This is a genomic window from Paraconexibacter algicola (genome assembly GCF_003044185.1).
In the GTDB taxonomy this organism is placed as follows: domain Bacteria; phylum Actinomycetota; class Thermoleophilia; order Solirubrobacterales; family Solirubrobacteraceae; genus Paraconexibacter; species Paraconexibacter algicola.
This window is the reverse complement of record NZ_PYYB01000001.1, coordinates 1,247,891-1,262,931: the sequence shown is the minus strand read 5'-3', so window position 1 is coordinate 1,262,931 and position 15,041 is coordinate 1,247,891. Positions and strand designations below refer to the sequence as shown.

Here is a 15,041-nt window from a genome sequence, read left to right as displayed (position 1 = left end):
GCGCCCCGGGCGCGGCGAACCGAAGGACATGCCCCACCGCATCGGCTCCGGCGCATCCGGCCGCCCGCCCCAGGGCTCGTCCTCGCGCGATCTGGAGCGCTACGCGGGCCTCTTCGCCCAGCGCACCAAGGCGATGAAGTCCTCCGCGATGCGGGACCTGATGGCGATCACCGAGCGGCCCGAGGTCATCTCGCTCGCCGGCGGCCTCGCCGACACCTCCACCTTCCCCGCCGAGGACTTCGCGCAGATCATGTCGATGGTCGCCGCGGAGGGCACCGCGCGGGCGCTGCAGTACGGGCCGACCGAGGGCATCGCCGAGCTGTCCGAGGCGATCGCCGAGGTCATGGCCGCCGAGGACACCCCGGTCGATCCCGGCGACGTGCTCGTCACCACCGGCGGCCAGCAGGTGATCGACCTCGTCTGCAAGACGCTCGTGGATCCGGGCGACGTCGTCATCGCCGAGGCGCCGACCTACCCGGGCGCGATCCCGACCTTCGCCGCTTACCAGGCCGACCTGCACCAGATCGAGATCGACGCCGACGGCATGCGGATCGACCTGCTCGAGGAGACGCTCGACGCCCTCGAGAAGCAGGGCCGCCGCCCGAAGTTCATCTACACGATCCCGAACTTCCAGAACCCCGGCGGCGCGACGATGTCGCTGGCCCGCCGCCGCCGGCTCGTCGACATCGCGCAGGAGCGCGAGCTGCTCGTCCTGGAGGACAACCCCTACGGCGTCCTGCGCTACGAGGGGGACCCGCTGCCGACGCTGTACGCGCTGGACGGCGGGCAGTTCGTCATCTACCTCGGCACGTTCTCGAAGATCCTCTCCCCCGGTGCCCGGGTCGGCTGGGCCGCCGCGCCGCGGCCCGTGCTGCAGAAGCTCAACGTCGCGAAGGCGGGCACCGACCTGTGCTCCACGACGTTCGCGCAGCTGTTCGTCTCCACCTACTTCCGCACCGGCCGCTGGCCCGCGTACATCCAGCAGATCAAGGACCTGTATCGGCGCCGCCGCGACACGCTGCTGGACGCGCTGGCCACCGACTTCCCGGCGGACGCGACGTGGACGCATCCCGCCGGCGGCCTGTTCGTGTGGGCGACGCTGCCCGAGGGCCTGGACACCACCGACCTGCTCGCCAAGGCGCTGACGCGCAACGTCGCGTTCGTGCCCGGCCGGGCGGCGTACCTCGACGGGCGCGGCGAGCGGTCGATGCGCCTGAACTTCTCCGGGGTCGGCGAGGACGACCTGCAGGAGGGCGTGCGCCGCATCGGCGAGGTCGTCGCCGAGCAGCTGCACCTGCTCGACACGCTCACCGGCGGGCGCCGGTCGCGGCCCGCTCCGCCCGCGGCCGCGCCCGACCCGTCGCTGGCCGACGTGCTGCACCTGCCGCGACGCTCCGGCGAGGACGCCGCCCGCCGCGGCGAGCGGAGCTGAGCCGCGTGGGCCGGCGGAAGCTGTCGGTCGCGGTGCTCAAGGGCGGCCGCTCGCTGGAGCGCGGCGTCTCCCTGACCTCGGGCGCCCGTGTCGAGGACGCACTGGAGCGCCGCGGCCACCGGGTCGTGGGCATCGACGTCGGGCACGACCTCGTCGCGCGGCTGCGCGCCGCCGATCCGGACGTCGCGTTCGTCGCGCTGCACGGCCGCGACGGCGAGGACGGCACCGTGCAGGAGCTGCTCGAGGTCCTCGGCATCCCGTACACCGGCTCGGGCGTCAGCGCGTGCATCCGCTGCACCGACAAGGTGCTCGCCAAGCACGCGATGCGCGACGCCGGGATCCCGACGCCCGACTTCCTGTCGTTCAACGAGACCGCGTTCAAGGAGCTCGGCGCGGCCGAGGCGCTCGGGGCGATCGAGGAGCGGCTCGGCTTCCCGCTCGTCGTCAAGCCGGCCGACCAGGGCTCGGCGCTGGGCATCAAGTTCGCGGCCGACGCGGCCGCCGTCCCCGGCGCGCTCGTCGCCGGCTTCTCCTACTCGACGAAGATCCTGCTCGAGCGGCACGTCACCGGCACCGATCTCGCCGTGTCGGTGCTCGGCGACGAGGCGCTCCCGGTCGTGCAGGCGATCCCCGCCGACGCCGGGGCCTACGACTTCGAGGCCCGCTACAACATCGGCAACACGACGTTCGTGTGCCCCGCCGACCTGCCCGCGGAGACCACGGCGCAGGCCCAGGAGCTCGCGCTGGCGGTCCACCGCCTGCTCGGCTGCCAGGGCTTCTCGCGCGTCGACCTCATGCGCGACGACGCGACCGGCGAGCTGACCGTGCTCGAGGCCAACGCGGTCCCCGGGCTGACCGAGACGTCGCTGATGCCGCTCGCCGCCGAGGCGGCCGGCATCGGCTTCGACGAGCTGATCGGCCGGATCGTCGGCCTCGCGCTCGACTGAGGCGCCCGGGGCGGGCGCCTGCGACGACCTACTCGCCGCCGAGGAAGTCCTCGGGGCTGACCTGGTCCAGGAAGTCCTTGAACCGGTCGACGACCTCCTCGGTGTCCTCGACCTCGTGCTCGAACTCGATCGCCGACTCGGCGATGACCTCGTCCGCGGCGAAGATGGGCGCACCGGAGCGCACCGCGAGCGCGAGCGCGTCGCTGGGGCGCGAGTCGATCTCGACCTCGCGACCACCGGCCGAGAGCGTGATCGACGCGAAGAACGTGTTGTCGCGCAGTTCGGTCACCTGGACCTTGGCGCACTTGACCTCGAGCTCGCCGAGCATGTCCACGAGCAGGTCGTGCGTCATCGGCCGCGGCGTCGTCGCGCCCTGCAGCTTCATGAGGATCGCGGCGGCCTCGGGGTGCCCGATCCAGATCGGCAGGAACTTGTTGCTGTCGACGGTCTTGAGCAGCACGATCGGCTGCTTGCCGACCATGTCGAAGCTCACGCCGTAGATGACCATTTCCTGCACAGACAGACTCCTCGGGGGTCCGGAAGGTGCCCTGGAGTATAGGCCCGACCTGTGTCCAGACCCCTGGCCGGGCGCGCCGGCTCCCTGCTAGCCTCGCGCGGGGACCATCGGCATCATCACGACCACGGGAACCCCTTCGCCATGCGTCGTCCCGAACCGGATCCGTCACCCGCCGCCCCGACCGTCCTGCCGGTCGAGCCGCAGACGCTCCTGCTCACGATGGTCCGCGCCGTCGGCGACGCGATCGTCATCGCCGACGAGACCGGAACGATCACGATGTGGACCGGCGCGGCCGAGCAGATCTTCGGCTGGCGGGCCGACGAGGCCGTCGGCCGACCCGTCACGACGATCGTCCCCGAGCGGCTGCGCGACGCGCACCATGCCGGTCTGCGACGGGTTGCGGACGGGGGCGAGCGACGCGTCGTCGGTCGGGGCCCGGTCGAGGTGATCGGCCTGCGCCGTGACGGCAGCGAGTTCCCCGTCGAGCTGACGCTGGCCAGCGACGTGCACGACGGCCGACGCTTCCACGCCGCGATCATGCGCGACGTCAGCGCCCGGCACGCCGCCGCGAGCGAGCTGCAGGCGGCCCTGCGCGAGCTCGAGCGCTCCAACGCGGAGCTCCAGCAGTTCGCGTCCGTCGCGTCGCACGACCTGCACGAGCCGCTGCGGATCGTCGACGGGTACCTCGGCCTGCTGCGGCGGCGCACCGCCGGGCAGCTCGACGACACGTCGGTCGAGTTCATCGACAACGCGGTCGGCGCGGTCGGCCGGATGCAGACCCTGATCGACGACCTGCTGCGGTACGCGCGCGCGGGCGCGGGGACCGCCGGGGCGGCGGAGGTCGACCTCGCCGAGGTGGCCGGGGAGGCGCTCGCCCGGATCGCCGCGAGCGTCGAGGCCGCGGGGGCCCACGTCGAGCTCGGGGAGCTGCCGGTCGTCCATGGGGACGCGTCGCTGCTGCGCCAGGTGCTCCAGAACCTGCTCGCCAACGCGGTGAAGTTCCGGCGCGAGGACCGGACCCCGCACGTGCGCGTCGGCGCCCGGCGACTCGACGACGCCTGGGAGATCTCCGTGGTCGACAACGGCATCGGCGTCGACGACGAGGCCGCCCGGCGGATCTTCGCGATGTTCGGGCGCGGCCGCGGCGCCGGGCGCGACCGGGCGGGTAGCGGCATCGGCCTGGCGCTGTGCAAGCGCGCCGTCGAGGCACACGGCGGCGTCATCCGGGTCCTGCACGCCCCCGACGGCGGCTCGGACTTCCGCTTCACGCTCCCCGACCACACGGAGACCCCGACATGACCGCGGGACCGCTGCGGATCGTGCTCTGCGACGACGTGCCCGAACTGCGCACGCTGATGCGCTTCGGCGTCGAGGAGGACGGGGACATGACCGTCGTCGGGGAGGCCGGGGAGGCCCAGGCGTGCGTCGAGCTCGTCGGGCGCGAGCAGCCCGACGGGATCCTGCTGGACCTGTCGATGCCCGGCATCGACGGGCTGCAGGCGATCCCGCTGCTGCGCGCCGCCGCCCCCGCGATGGTGATCGTCGTGTTCAGCGGCTTCTCGGCGGACCGGATGGAGGGCCTGACCCGCGAGGTCGGCGCCGACCGCTACGTCGAGAAGGGCGCGGACATGGAGACGGTCCGCGCCGCGCTCCGGGGCGCGGTCGCCGATCGGGCCGCCGCGCGCGGGGCGTAGGCTCCCGGCCATGGCCGAGCGCGTGTTCCTCATCACCGGGGCGTCCAGCGGGATCGGGGAGGCGACCGCGCGTCTGCTCGCCCGCGAGCCCGACGCCCGCGTCATCCTCGTCGCGCGGCGCGAGGAGCGGCTGCGCGCGCTGGCGGCGAGCATCGGGCCGGCCGCCTCCTGGATCGCGGCCGACCTCGTCGACGACGACGCGCCGGGACGGATCCGCGCGCACGTCGAGGAGCACCACGGCCGGCTCGACCTGCTGGTCAACAACGCGGGCGCCGCGTGGCGCGCGACGTTCGCGGACGGCGGCTACGCGAACGTGCGACGGACGATGGACCTGAACTTCGACGCGCAGCTGCGGCTCACCGAGGCGCTCCTGCCGCTGCTGCGCCGCTCCGCGCCCAGCGCGATCGTCAACGTGTCGAGCACGGCCGGCCGCGTGTCGCGCGCGGGCAGCGGCGCGTACAGCGCCTCGAAGTTCGCGCTGGCGGGCTGGTCCGACGCGCTCTACGCCGAGGAGCGCCTGCACGGCGTCCACGTCGGCCTGGTGCTCCCGGGCTTCGTGGCCACCGAGGGCTTCCCGGCCGAGGAGCTCGTCGCCAACCCGCGGACGCGCTGGCTCGTCTCCACGCCGGAGCGGGCCGCCGAGGCGATCCGCTCCGCGGGCCTGGGTCGGCGCCCCGAGCGGTACGTGCCGCGCGCCTACGGCATCGTCGCCGGGCTGCGCGCGGTGACCCCGTGGCTCGTGCGACGCGCGACGGCGGGCGGGGCCGCGTCGGTGCTCACCACCAGGACGGGCGCGGACGCGGCGGACGCTGCCGCGCGCGCGGGCGGCTCCGTGCCGCGCTAGCGCTCGGGCCGCTCGTCGGCCGCCCGGTCGCGCAGGACCTCGCGCTCGGCGGGCGTGAGCGGACGTTCGCGGTCCGCGGCCTCCCGCTGCTCCACGGCGGAGACGGACAGCTCCTCCTCCTCCGCGACCGCGCTGCGGGCACGGGCGTCGACGGCGGCCTCACGCTCGAGCGCGGTCGGCGTGCGCCGCGTCACGACCAGGACGGCTCCGACGGCGAGCGCCAGCAGCAGGACGACGACGAGGGCGACGGTGACCATGTCCGGCGGCTACCCGGGGCGGCGCACCACAATCGCCGCCCCGGGTAGCACGCGGACCTCAGCGCACGTCGAACCGGTACAGGTTGTTCTGGTCCATCAGGCCGATGACCAGGGTGCTGTACTTCGGGTCGGTGGCGTATCCGGCCTTCTGGATCCGCCGGACGAACTCGCGCGAGTCGTCCTTGGCGCCGAACGCGGGCCGGTAGCGGCTGCTCTCCGACAGGAACTCCGCGTGGTCGACGAACGAGTCCGTCGCCGAGCGGTACAGGCGGAACGCGGCGACCACGTAGACGTCCTGGCCGTTGACGACCTCGCGGGTCTTGCGGAACACGCAGCCGACGGCCTCGTCACCCCAGCGGTAGCGGTCGCCGCCCTTGGACGCCGCCTTGATGCCGAAGTAGTTGTTGGCCCCGGCGGTGTGCTGGCCGTCCCCGGACTCGAGGATGCCCTGCCCGAGCGTGACCGCGGCGGGCACCTGGGTCCGCCGGTCGCTGCGCGACGCGTCGTCGCCGTACCAGTCGATGAACTGCCCGCGGTTGGCGGGGGCGCGCTCGAGCGGGAACGGCACGTCGGACGTGCACCGGCCCTCCTCGGCCTGTCCGGGCTTCGGTCCGCCGCCGGGCGACGGCGCCTGGTCCTCGGGCGGCTGCGCGGGCGTGCTCGGCGGGGACGCGGCGCGACACGGGGGCGCGACGCGCCCATCGCTGCCGGTCGCCACGTAGCTGTCCGGGACGAAGCCCGTGGTCGGCGACGTGATGCGGTTCCACAGCGTCGAGGTGCCGAGCGTGCCGGCGACGGCCGGGCCCGTGGTCTGGCAGCTGATCCGCACGCGCGTGCCGGGCGCCAGGCGCGTGACCTCGCCGGCCGACAGGTTCGGGGCCCGGCGGACGATCAGGGGCAGCCGCTCGGTCGCGATGCGTCCGGGCTTCGTCGCGCCGGTCGAGACCTTCCGGCCGCACACGGGGGCGACGAGGTCGTCGCTGCCCGTGAACACGTAGGAGTCGGAGACGTAGCCGATGCCCTTGGCGGTCGTCGCGATCTGGTCCCAGACGCGGGAGCGGCCGAAGCGCCCGTTCACGGCCGGACCGCTGGTCTGGCAGCGGATCGCGACCCGGGTCTCGGGCGCGAGGCGCGCGATGACCGCGCCCCGGCCCGGCTGCTTGCGGACGAGCAGCCGGTTGGGCGGGTTGGTCTTGGTGACGCCGGTGACGGCACCTCCACCGTCCGCGGGCGGACGGGACGCCTGGGCCGCGGTGGGCACCGCGACCCCGAGGGTCGCGGTGGCCGCGGTGAGGAGGAGCGCGGTGCGGCGCACGGTGCTCACGGGCACGCGGGGGCGACGCGCCCGTCGCGCCCGGTGTAGACGTAGGTGTCGGTGATGTACGCGCCGCGGCCGCCGCCGAGGTCGACGAGGTCCCACAGGTTCGAGGTGCCGTACTTGCCGGTCACCGTCTGGCCGCGCTTCTGGCAGACGATGCGCACCGCGTCACCGTTCTTGAACTTGCGGACGACCGCCGCGCTGGTGCGCGCGTCCTTGCGCGCCGAGACGGGCAGGCCGTTGTCGGTGCGGACGGTCGCGCGGAAGCGCGTGCTGATCGACGGGAGCGCGACGCCGATGCCGCCCCCGCTCGGCGGGGCGGGCGTCGGGTTGGGCGTGGGCGTCGGGGTCGGCGTGGAGGGCCCCGGGGTGGACTTCGGGCAGTTGTCGCTCTTGTGGCTCACCGCGGAGCCGAAGCGGGCGTACTCGGGAGCGGTCCTGCCGTTGAACTGCGCCTTGACGACGGCGCCGGAGGAGGAGCGCTGCTCGTAGTGGAGGTGGGCGAGCAGGTTGTACTTGGCGCTCGAGTTGCCGAGGTGCCCGATGAGCTGGCCGCGCGAGACCTTGTCGCCGACCTTGACCTTGCGGTCGCGCAGGTGCGCGTAGAAGGTGCGGGTCCCGTCGCCGTGACGGATCTCGATCGCGTTGCCGTAGCCGACGTTGGAGGCCTTGGAGTAGTAGAGCGACTTCGTGACCGTGCCCGAGCCCGCGGCGACGATCTTCATGCCGAGGTCGGAGTTGCCGCCGCCGAGGCCGTTGTAGTCGATGGCGTTCTGCGGGCTGTGCCCGGAGTAGGTCTTGCCGGTGAACTGGGCGCCGCAGGCGAACGGGAGGCGCAGGTCGGCCGCCTGGGCCGAGCCGGCGGCCACGCCGGTGAGGGTGACGGACGTGAGGAGGACGGCAGGGATCAGCGACCGACGCACGGGCGCTCCTTTCGGGATCTGGAGGATGGAGGTGCTGCGGCGGTCTGGCGTGCGCTGCCGGGAACCGCGTCGTGACGCGCAGTGAACTTCCCGCCGGGCCCGCGGAGTAGTCCTCCCTCACGGACTTCTCACGGTTGGGAAGTGGCACCCCGAGAACGACGAAAGCCCCGCGCGGGCGGGGCCTTCACGTGCTGCGAGGTGGGCGATGATGGATTCGAACCATCGACCTCGTCCTTATCAGAGACGCGCTCTAACCGACTGAGCTAATCGCCCGGGGACGCGCAGTGTAGCGAGCCGCGCCGTGACGTGGCGACCGGCCGGAGCCGCTCAGCCGACCGACACGCCGAGGCGCTCCGCGAGCGCCAGCGCCTCGTCGGGCGAGTCGAACGTCAGTTCGACCCGATAGCCCGTGCCGCGGGGCTTGACCTTCAGGTCGGCGCCGAGCGCGGCGCCCAGCGCCGCGGCGATGTCCTCGGCGGCGGCGGCCTGGTCGGGGTGGATCGCCGCCCGTCCGCGCGTGGCGCTCCGCGCTCCTGCCGTGCCGGCCTGACGGGCCTGCTCCTCCAGCACGCGGACCGACCAGCCCTGGTCGGCGGCGGCCCGGGCGAGGCGGCGACGGTCGGCGTGGTCCTCGGCCATGAGCAGCGCGCGGCCGTGGCCTTCGGTCAGCGCACCGCTCTCGAGCAGGTCGAGCGCCTCCTCGGGAAGGTCGAGCAGCCGCAGCAGGTTGGAGACGGCCACGCGGCTGCGGCCGATGCGCTTGCCGACGGCCTCCCGGGTGAGCCCGAGCTCCTCGACGAGACCGGCGACCGCGCGGGCCTCCTCGACGGGGTTGAGGTCCTGCCGGGCCATGTTCTCGACGAGCGCGTCCTCGAGGGTCGTGGCGTCGTCGCGCTCGCGGACGATCGCGGGGATCGCCGCGAGGCCCGCGATCTGCGCGGCCCGCCAGCGGCGCTCACCGGCGACGATCTCGTAGCCCTTCGCGCCGCCGGGCGCGGGCCGGACCAGCACCGGCTGCAGCACGCCGCGCTCCCCGAGCGAGTCGGCCAGCGCCTGGAGCGCCTCCTCGTCGAACCGCTTGCGCGGCTGGTTGGGGTTCGGGTGGACCTCGCCGACCGGCAGCTCGCGCAGCTCGTCGCCCTCCGGGGCCGCCGCGCCGCCCGGTCCGGCGACGTCCTCGGCCGTGACCGAGAGGATCGCCGACAGCCCACGGCCCATGCCGCGCTTCTCAGCCACGGGCCGCCACCTCCTTGGCGAGCTCGAAGTACGCGTCCGCCCCGACGCAGTGCGGGTCGTAGTGGGTGACCGGGACCCCGTGGCTCGGCGACTCGCTGATGCGCACGTTGCGCGGGATGACGGTGTCGAAGACGAGGTCGGGGAAGTGCTTGCGCACGTCCTCCTCGACATCGCGCGAGAGGCGCGTGCGGCCGTCGTGCATCGTCAGCAGCATCCCGGCGATGGTCAGGCGCGGGTTGAGCTGCTGCTGGACGAGCTGCAGCGTCTCGAGCAGGCCCGCCAGGCCCTCCAGCGCGTAGTACTCGGTCTGGACCGGGACGATCACCCGGTCGGCGGCGACCAGCGCGTTGACGGTCAGGGGGCCCAGCGACGGCGGGCAGTCCAGGACGATGTAGGCGAAGCGGTCCTTGATCGGGGCGAGCGCGTCGCGCAGGTTGCCCTCGGAGCCGGCCTGGCGCGGCAGCTCCATCGTGGCCCCGGCGAGGTCCGGGCTCGCCGGCAGGACGTGCAGCCGCTCGATCGCGGACGGCACGATCGCCTCGTGCGCCGGCGCGTCGCCGGCGAGGACGTCGTAGACGTTCGGCTCGAGGTCCTTGGCGACCCCCAGCCCGACCGTCGCGTTGGCCTGCGGGTCGATGTCGACGAGGAGCGTCTCGTAGCCGGCCTCGGCGATGCAGGCCGAGACGTTGACGGCGGTAGTGGTCTTGCCGACCCCGCCCTTCTGGTTGGCGATCGCGTACACGGTGCCCATGCGACCCTCCACGGTAGCCGTCCGCGAGGTCGGGCCGGGCCGGAAAACCCGCTCGTAGCGACCTCCGGCGCGGCGAATCGGCACGAAGAGGTCAGGAAGTCGCCACGATCGGCCGCTTGCGCGCCATGCCGGGGCGCCGCGGGAATCGCGGCGGCGTGGGCGAGATCTTGCAGAACACGTGGAGATGCCGGGCCTCGACCCCCGGCCACGGCCGGACCGCCCGGACCTCCACGAGCGCCATCCCGGTCGCCTCGGCCGCGGCCGCCCCATCCGCCTCCTCCCCGGGATCGCGCTGGCCCTTCCAGGCACACAGGTGCCCTCCCTCCTGGAGCAGCGGCGCGGCGTACTCGACGAGCGCGGTGAGCGGCGCGAGCGCGCGCGCCGTGACGAGGTCGTGGACCCCGATGCCGTCGGGCCAGTCCTCCGCCCGACGGGCGACGGGCGTGGCGTTCGTGAGACCCATCGCCTCTGCGGTCCGGGCCATGAAGTCGCACTTCTTCCCGACGCTCTCGACGAGGCTGACGGTCGCCTCCGGCAGCGCGAGGGCCAGCACCAGCCCGGGGACGCCGGCACCGGCGCCGAGGTCCGCGATGCGGCGGGCCTCCCGGACCACCGGCACCTCCAGCGCCACCAGGCTGTCGGCAACGTGGACGTCGGCTCCCTCCCGCGGGGCCGTGACGGTCGTCGGCGCCTGGGGATCGGTGGCGAACCGCTCCAGCAGGAGGTCGAGCCGGGCGGCTGCCGCGATAGGCAGGTCGTGGACGAGGACGAGCTCTTCGAGGCGGGGCAGCGCGACGGTCACGCCTGTGACGGTAGGGACGTTTCACGTGGAACGTCCTGCCGTCGGCTCGCCACGTGCTCGGCGACCGCGCCGGCCGTGCCCGGACCGTCGGCGTTCCCGGCCCGGAGGGCTGCACGGAGCCGACCCCGCGACGCGCCATGGCACCCGGGCGGCCCGGACCTCGCCCTCGAGGGCCTCCTGCACGCTGGCGGCTGCCTCCATGTTTCACGTGGAACACCGCCCCCGGCGCTCGATGTTTCACGTGGAACGCCCGACGCGGGCAGCGCCACCGAGCCCACGCGGCGCAGCCACCGGACCTCCCCGGGGCGGCGCGGCGAGGGCGGGGGCGTTTCACGTGGAACGGTCCCGGAACGACGAACGCCCCGCGAACCGGCGGGGCGTTCAACGGTCCGGCGCGGATGCGCGGATCGTCAGCTCTTGGCGGGTGCCACGACGAGGTGGCGTTCGGGCTCGCGGCCCTCGCTGTAGGTCTCCACGTCCCCGCGCTCGGCGAGGTAGTTGTGGACGAGCTTGCGCTCGCTCGCGGTCATCGGGTCGAGGGCCACCGGCCGCTCGTGCTCCAGCGCCTCGGCCGCGGCCTCGTCGGCCTGGCGCTCCAGCGCCTCCTGGCGGCGGGCGCGGTAGCCCTCCGCGTCGACGACCACGCGCCGGGGCTGGTCCTTCAGCGCCGCCAGCGTGCGGACCGCGAGGTGCTGCACCGCATCGATCGTCTGGCCGTGACGGCCGATGAACAGCCCGAGGTCCTCACCGTGGAGCGTGCCCACGAGCGTCTCGCCGTCGGCATCCACGGCGACCTCGATCTCCGCGTCGAGGTCGAGTGCGTCGGCGACCTCCTCGAGCAGGTCGAGCAGCGCGTCCTGCTCGTCGGCGCCGGGCAGGGTTCGGTCGGTCACTTGCGGCGTCCCGTCTTCTTCTTCTTCTTGCGCGGCGGCGGCGGCGGGGCCGCGCCGGCAACCGATGTGCCGCCGGCCGCGACGGGCTGGACGGCGTTCGCCTCGGCCATCGCGGCACGGGTGTCCGGCGGCGGTCCGAGCGTGCGGCGCACGATCGCCTGCTGGCCGATCGTCCAGACGTTCGTGGTGATCCAGTAGACGATCAGGCCGGCCGGGAAGTTCAGGATGAAGATCACGAACACGAACGGCAGCGCGATCATGATCAGGCGCTGGTTGCGGTCCGCGGTCACCGACATCAGGAGGCTCGAGACGAGCTGCGAGCCGACGTACATGACGATCAGCGCGATGAGCACGCCGCCCGTCGCCTTGTCGGTGATGTCCGGGATGAAGAGGAACTTCTCGTCTCCGGGCGTGCCGGTCGTCCAGGCGGCCGTGGCGAGGTCACCACAAGCCTTGGCGGTCTGGCCGCAGATGTCCTGCCGCAGGTCCTTCTGCAGCATGTAGAAGAGCGAGAGGAAGACCGGCAGCTGGGCGACGACCGGGAGGCAGGAGCCGAAAGGATTGACCTTGTTCTCCTGGTAGAACTTCATCATCTCCTGGTTCAGACGCTGCTTGTCGTCCTTGTACTTGTTCTGCAGCTTCTTGATCTCGGGCGCCAGCACCTGCAGCGCCCGCATCGACTTGAACTGCTTGATGGTGAGCGGCAGCAGCAGCGCTCGGACGACGATCGTCAGGAAGACGATCGAGAACCCCCAGCCGAAGCCGATCGTGTCGTGGAAGAACAGGAGGACCTGTTCGAACACGTCGATCAGCGGCTGGAAGATGTTGGCCAGGACGAAGGTCATGGGGATCAGCTAGCTCGTTTGGGTCGGGCCGGGGTCCCGCGGCCGGAAGAGGCGCTGTGCGTGCACCGGGTCGAAGCCACCGTGGCTCCAGGGGTTGCAGCGCAGGAGGCGCCACGCCCCGAGCACGAGACCGCGGAGTATGCCGTAGTCCTGAATGGCCTGCGCGGCGTAGGCGGAGCAGCTGGGCTCGTACTTGCACCGCTGCGGGAGCGCGGGCGAGATGGCCCGACGGTAGAACCGGATCGGCGCGGTGGCGATCCGGCGCGCGCGCATCAGTCCGTCGCCGGTCCGGCGGCCTTGCCGACCAGCTCGCCGAGCTCGCGGCGCATGCCGGCCAGGCCCTCGCGCTCGGCGAGCTCCCGGGCCTCTGGCCTCGCGACGACGACCACGTCGACCCCGGCCGGGAGGCGCTGCGACTCGGTCACGAACGCCTCGCGCAGCAGGCGCTTGACGAGGTTCCGGTCGACGGCTCCGCCGACCTTGCGGGAGACCGAGAGCCCGAGGCGCGGCTCGGCCTGCAGCTCCTCGCCCGCGGCCGGATCGGCGCCGCGCGGGAACGTGTACAGCACGAGATAGCGGCCGCCATGGGAGCGGCCGCTGCGAAAGACCCGATCGAACTCGGCGGAACGCGAGAGGCGACCGCGCTTGGAGCGCCGACCGCCGGATCCCGGCGTCTGCGCCACCGCGATCAGACGGTGAGCTTCTTGCGGCCCTTGTCGCGGCGGCGCTTGAGCACCGAACGACCGGCCTTCGTGCTCATACGCTCGCGAAAGCCGTGGGTGCGTGCGCGCTTGCGCTTCTTGGGCTGGTAGGTCCGCTTCATGGTGAGAGTCCCGCCGGGGTTGGACGACGGGCGAGGCAGTGTAGCGCGCTCACGCCGTCCGGGCCGTGCGGTAGGCCTGCGCACAGGCCGTGAACAGGACGTGCACACCGTGTGCAGATCCGATTCTGCCGCGTTTTGCGGGCTCCCTCCCGGACGGCACGCGAGCGCCTCCGACGGCTCCCAGGACCTCTGGTATGGTCGCCGCCCGGCCCGGCAGCACCTGATCCAGCCGCTCCGCAGGGCCGTCCTCGCCGCACCTCGCACCACCGCTCGCCGGGCTCCGCCCGGTGCCGCCGGACCCTGCCGTGACCCACGACCTCGACGACATCTGGAACCGCCTGCAGGCCGCCTTGCGCCAGGCCGTCCCGGACAGCACGTACGAGATCTGGATCACGCCGCTGCAGCCCGTCGGGTTCGACGGCGAGGTGCTCGCCCTGGAGGCTCCCGCCGGCATCCGCTCACTCGTCGCCCAGCGGTTCGGACGGCTGCTCGACACGACCGCCGCCGCGCTGCTCGGCCCGGAGGTCACCGTCGAGGTGCAGTCCTCCACGCCCGCGCGCGGGAAGCAGCCGGCAGGCCGCGGTCGCGGCACCGACGCCGGCGCCGATCGGGACCGTCGGCGCGCCGAGCGCACCGACGGCACCCGCGCCGTGGTCCCGCACCAGTCCCAGCCCGACCCCCTGAACCCGAAGCTCACGTTCGAGCAGTTCGTCATCGGCGACGCCAACCGCTTCGCGCACGCCGCGGCCCTCTCGGTCGCCGAGCTGCCCGGCCAGGCGTACAACCCGCTCTTCCTCTACGGGCCCCCGGGGGTCGGGAAGACCCACCTGCTGCACGCGATCGGCAACTACGTGCGGCGCTACGGGTCCGGGCTCACCGTCCGCTGCACGACCGTCGAGCGGTTCACCAACGAGTTCCTCGGCGCGCTGCACGGCGGGCACATCGACCGCTTCAAGGCGACCTACCGGCGCAACGACGTCCTGCTCATCGACGACGTCCAGTTCCTCGAGCAGAAGGCGAAGACCGAGGAGGAGTTCTTCCACACCTTCAACGCGCTCTACGACACCGGCAGCCAGCTCGTCCTGACCTCCGACCGTCTCCCGCGCGACCTCGACGCCCTGCACGACCGGCTGCGCGAGCGGTTCGAGGCCGGTCTCGTCGCCGACATCACCACGCCCGACCCCGCCACGCGGATGGGCGTGCTGCGCAAGCGCGCCCACCACGACGGCCTGACGCTGCCCGACGAGGGGGCGCTCGAGGTCATCGCGCAGCGCATCACGACCAACGTCCGCGCGCTCGAGGGCGCGCTCATCCGCGTCGTCGCCTTCGCGTCGCTGGAGCGCGAGCCGATCACCGCCGATCTCGCGACCCGGGTGCTCGACACGCTCTACCCGCAGGCGCGCAAGACCGTGCGGATCGACATGGAGCAGATCCAGGACCTGGTGTGTGACGCCTTCAGCATCACGCGCGAGGAGCTGCTGGGCAGCGACCGCTCGGCGCGGGTCTCCTGGCCGCGGCAGCTCGCGATGTACCTCGCGCGCGAGCACACCGATGCGACCCTCCCGGCGATCGGCCGGTCGTTCGGCGGCAAGAACCACACGACGGTCATGTACGCGTGCCGCAAGACCGCCGAGCGACTCGCGACCGACCCCGACGCGCTCGCCACGGTCGACGACCTCACCCGTCGCCTCCGAGCCGACCGGCAGGACTGACAGACTTCGCACGCCCCTGCGGGCCGACGTGTGCGCGAGTTCCCCGC

General features: G+C 73.2%; 18 protein-coding genes and 1 tRNA gene. 6 read left to right on the top strand and 13 right to left on the bottom strand.

Annotation, left to right across the window (positions count from 1 at the left end):
* Positions 1-28: 28 nt before the first annotated feature.
* Positions 29-1,432, top strand: a complete 1,404-nt coding sequence (locus C7Y72_RS06050) for an aminotransferase-like domain-containing protein (RefSeq protein WP_107567688.1) — start codon at positions 29-31, stop codon at positions 1,430-1,432.
* Between the two features lie 5 nt (positions 1,433-1,437).
* Positions 1,438-2,379, top strand: a complete 942-nt coding sequence (locus tag C7Y72_RS06045) for a D-alanine--D-alanine ligase family protein (protein WP_158276677.1) — start codon at positions 1,438-1,440, stop codon at positions 2,377-2,379.
* 28 nt (positions 2,380-2,407) lie between these two features.
* Here C7Y72_RS06045 and C7Y72_RS06040 read toward each other — a convergent pair whose 3' ends face one another.
* Positions 2,408-2,887, bottom strand: coding sequence for a bifunctional nuclease family protein (locus C7Y72_RS06040; RefSeq protein ID WP_107567683.1), 480 nt, complete (start codon positions 2,885-2,887; stop codon positions 2,408-2,410).
* Between the two features lie 150 nt (positions 2,888-3,037).
* Here C7Y72_RS06040 and C7Y72_RS06035 point away from each other — a divergent pair, with 150 nt between their 5' ends.
* The 3 genes from C7Y72_RS06035 to C7Y72_RS06025 are packed head-to-tail and all read left to right on the top strand — an operon-like array spanning position 3,038 to position 5,434.
* A complete protein-coding gene (locus C7Y72_RS06035; protein ID WP_107567680.1) occupies positions 3,038-4,195 on the top strand; it encodes a sensor histidine kinase in 1,158 nt (385 codons plus the stop codon).
* On the top strand, positions 4,192-4,590 hold the full coding sequence (locus C7Y72_RS06030; RefSeq protein WP_107567678.1) for a response regulator: 399 nt from the start codon (positions 4,192-4,194) through the stop codon (positions 4,588-4,590). Before C7Y72_RS06035 ends, C7Y72_RS06030 begins: the two co-directional genes overlap by 4 nt.
* A 10-nt stretch (positions 4,591-4,600) precedes the next feature.
* The gene (locus tag C7Y72_RS06025; protein WP_107567677.1) at positions 4,601-5,434 is read left to right on the top strand and encodes an SDR family NAD(P)-dependent oxidoreductase; all 834 of its coding nucleotides are present in this window, start codon (positions 4,601-4,603) and stop codon (positions 5,432-5,434) included.
* Here the strand turns inward: C7Y72_RS06025 and C7Y72_RS06020 are convergent.
* The 12 genes from C7Y72_RS06020 to rpmH form a co-directional block, all read right to left on the bottom strand.
* A complete protein-coding gene (locus C7Y72_RS06020) occupies positions 5,431-5,691 on the bottom strand; it encodes a hypothetical protein (RefSeq protein ID WP_107567675.1) in 261 nt (86 codons plus the stop codon). The genes C7Y72_RS06025 and C7Y72_RS06020 overlap by 4 nt on opposite strands.
* A gap of 58 nt (positions 5,692-5,749) precedes the next feature.
* Complete coding sequence (locus C7Y72_RS06015) at positions 5,750-7,021, bottom strand: glucosaminidase domain-containing protein (protein WP_158276676.1); 1,272 nt, start codon at positions 7,019-7,021, stop codon at positions 5,750-5,752.
* Complete coding sequence (locus C7Y72_RS06010; RefSeq protein WP_146175274.1) at positions 7,012-7,878, bottom strand: M23 family metallopeptidase; 867 nt, start codon at positions 7,876-7,878, stop codon at positions 7,012-7,014. Before C7Y72_RS06010 ends, C7Y72_RS06015 begins: the two co-directional genes overlap by 10 nt.
* 253 nt (positions 7,879-8,131) lie before the next feature.
* Positions 8,132-8,205, bottom strand: a tRNA-Ile gene (locus C7Y72_RS06005).
* Positions 8,206-8,259: 54 nt separating this feature from the next.
* The gene (locus C7Y72_RS06000) at positions 8,260-9,168 is read right to left on the bottom strand and encodes a ParB/RepB/Spo0J family partition protein (RefSeq protein ID WP_107567671.1); all 909 of its coding nucleotides are present in this window, start codon (positions 9,166-9,168) and stop codon (positions 8,260-8,262) included.
* On the bottom strand, positions 9,161-9,919 hold the full coding sequence (locus C7Y72_RS05995) for a ParA family protein (protein WP_107567670.1): 759 nt from the start codon (positions 9,917-9,919) through the stop codon (positions 9,161-9,163). Before C7Y72_RS05995 ends, C7Y72_RS06000 begins: the two co-directional genes overlap by 8 nt.
* A 91-nt stretch (positions 9,920-10,010) precedes the next feature.
* Entirely contained in the window at positions 10,011-10,721 is a 711-nt protein-coding gene (gene rsmG / locus C7Y72_RS05990; RefSeq protein WP_107567669.1) for a 16S rRNA (guanine(527)-N(7))-methyltransferase RsmG, read from the bottom strand.
* Positions 10,722-11,131: 410 nt separating this feature from the next.
* Positions 11,132-11,614, bottom strand: coding sequence for a Jag family protein (locus tag C7Y72_RS05985; protein ID WP_158276675.1), 483 nt, complete (start codon positions 11,612-11,614; stop codon positions 11,132-11,134).
* Positions 11,611-12,459 carry a YidC/Oxa1 family membrane protein insertase gene (locus C7Y72_RS05980; RefSeq protein ID WP_107567667.1) on the bottom strand — a complete coding sequence of 283 codons (849 nt, stop codon included), beginning with the start codon at positions 12,457-12,459 and terminating at the stop codon, positions 11,611-11,613. The genes C7Y72_RS05985 and C7Y72_RS05980 overlap by 4 nt, the downstream gene beginning before the upstream one ends.
* Positions 12,460-12,468: 9 nt before the next feature.
* Positions 12,469-12,732, bottom strand: a complete 264-nt coding sequence (yidD, locus tag C7Y72_RS05975) for a membrane protein insertion efficiency factor YidD (protein ID WP_107567666.1) — start codon at positions 12,730-12,732, stop codon at positions 12,469-12,471.
* Positions 12,732-13,142 carry a ribonuclease P protein component gene (gene rnpA, locus C7Y72_RS05970; protein ID WP_107567665.1) on the bottom strand — a complete coding sequence of 137 codons (411 nt, stop codon included), beginning with the start codon at positions 13,140-13,142 and terminating at the stop codon, positions 12,732-12,734. Before rnpA ends, yidD begins: the two co-directional genes overlap by 1 nt.
* 5 nt (positions 13,143-13,147) lie before the next feature.
* A complete protein-coding gene (gene rpmH / locus C7Y72_RS05965; RefSeq protein WP_107567664.1) occupies positions 13,148-13,282 on the bottom strand; it encodes a 50S ribosomal protein L34 in 135 nt (44 codons plus the stop codon).
* A 305-nt stretch (positions 13,283-13,587) separates the two neighbouring features.
* On the opposite strand from rpmH, the gene dnaA reads away from it, so the two are divergent.
* On the top strand, positions 13,588-14,994 hold the full coding sequence (dnaA, locus tag C7Y72_RS05960; protein ID WP_158276674.1) for a chromosomal replication initiator protein DnaA: 1,407 nt from the start codon (positions 13,588-13,590) through the stop codon (positions 14,992-14,994).
* Positions 14,995-15,041: the final 47 nt, after the last annotated feature.

What these genes read in the sequence shown, in the direction of transcription:
- C7Y72_RS06050 (WP_107567688.1), top strand. Translation starts at nt 29, where the DNA reads ATGCCCCACCGCATCGGCTCCGGCGCATCCGGCCGCCCGCCCCAGGGC.
- C7Y72_RS06040 (WP_107567683.1), bottom strand. Translation starts at nt 2,887, where the DNA reads ATGGTCATCTACGGCGTGAGCTTCGACATGGTCGGCAAGCAGCCGATC.
- C7Y72_RS06035 (WP_107567680.1), top strand. Translation starts at nt 3,038, where the DNA reads ATGCGTCGTCCCGAACCGGATCCGTCACCCGCCGCCCCGACCGTCCTG.
- C7Y72_RS06030 (WP_107567678.1), top strand. Translation starts at nt 4,192, where the DNA reads ATGACCGCGGGACCGCTGCGGATCGTGCTCTGCGACGACGTGCCCGAA.
- C7Y72_RS06025 (WP_107567677.1), top strand. Translation starts at nt 4,601, where the DNA reads ATGGCCGAGCGCGTGTTCCTCATCACCGGGGCGTCCAGCGGGATCGGG.
- C7Y72_RS06020 (WP_107567675.1), bottom strand. Translation starts at nt 5,691, where the DNA reads ATGGTCACCGTCGCCCTCGTCGTCGTCCTGCTGCTGGCGCTCGCCGTC.
- C7Y72_RS05995 (WP_107567670.1), bottom strand. Translation starts at nt 9,919, where the DNA reads ATGGGCACCGTGTACGCGATCGCCAACCAGAAGGGCGGGGTCGGCAAG.
- C7Y72_RS05980 (WP_107567667.1), bottom strand. Translation starts at nt 12,459, where the DNA reads ATGACCTTCGTCCTGGCCAACATCTTCCAGCCGCTGATCGACGTGTTC.
- yidD (WP_107567666.1), bottom strand. Translation starts at nt 12,732, where the DNA reads ATGCGCGCGCGCCGGATCGCCACCGCGCCGATCCGGTTCTACCGTCGG.
- rpmH (WP_107567664.1), bottom strand. Translation starts at nt 13,282, where the DNA reads ATGAAGCGGACCTACCAGCCCAAGAAGCGCAAGCGCGCACGCACCCAC.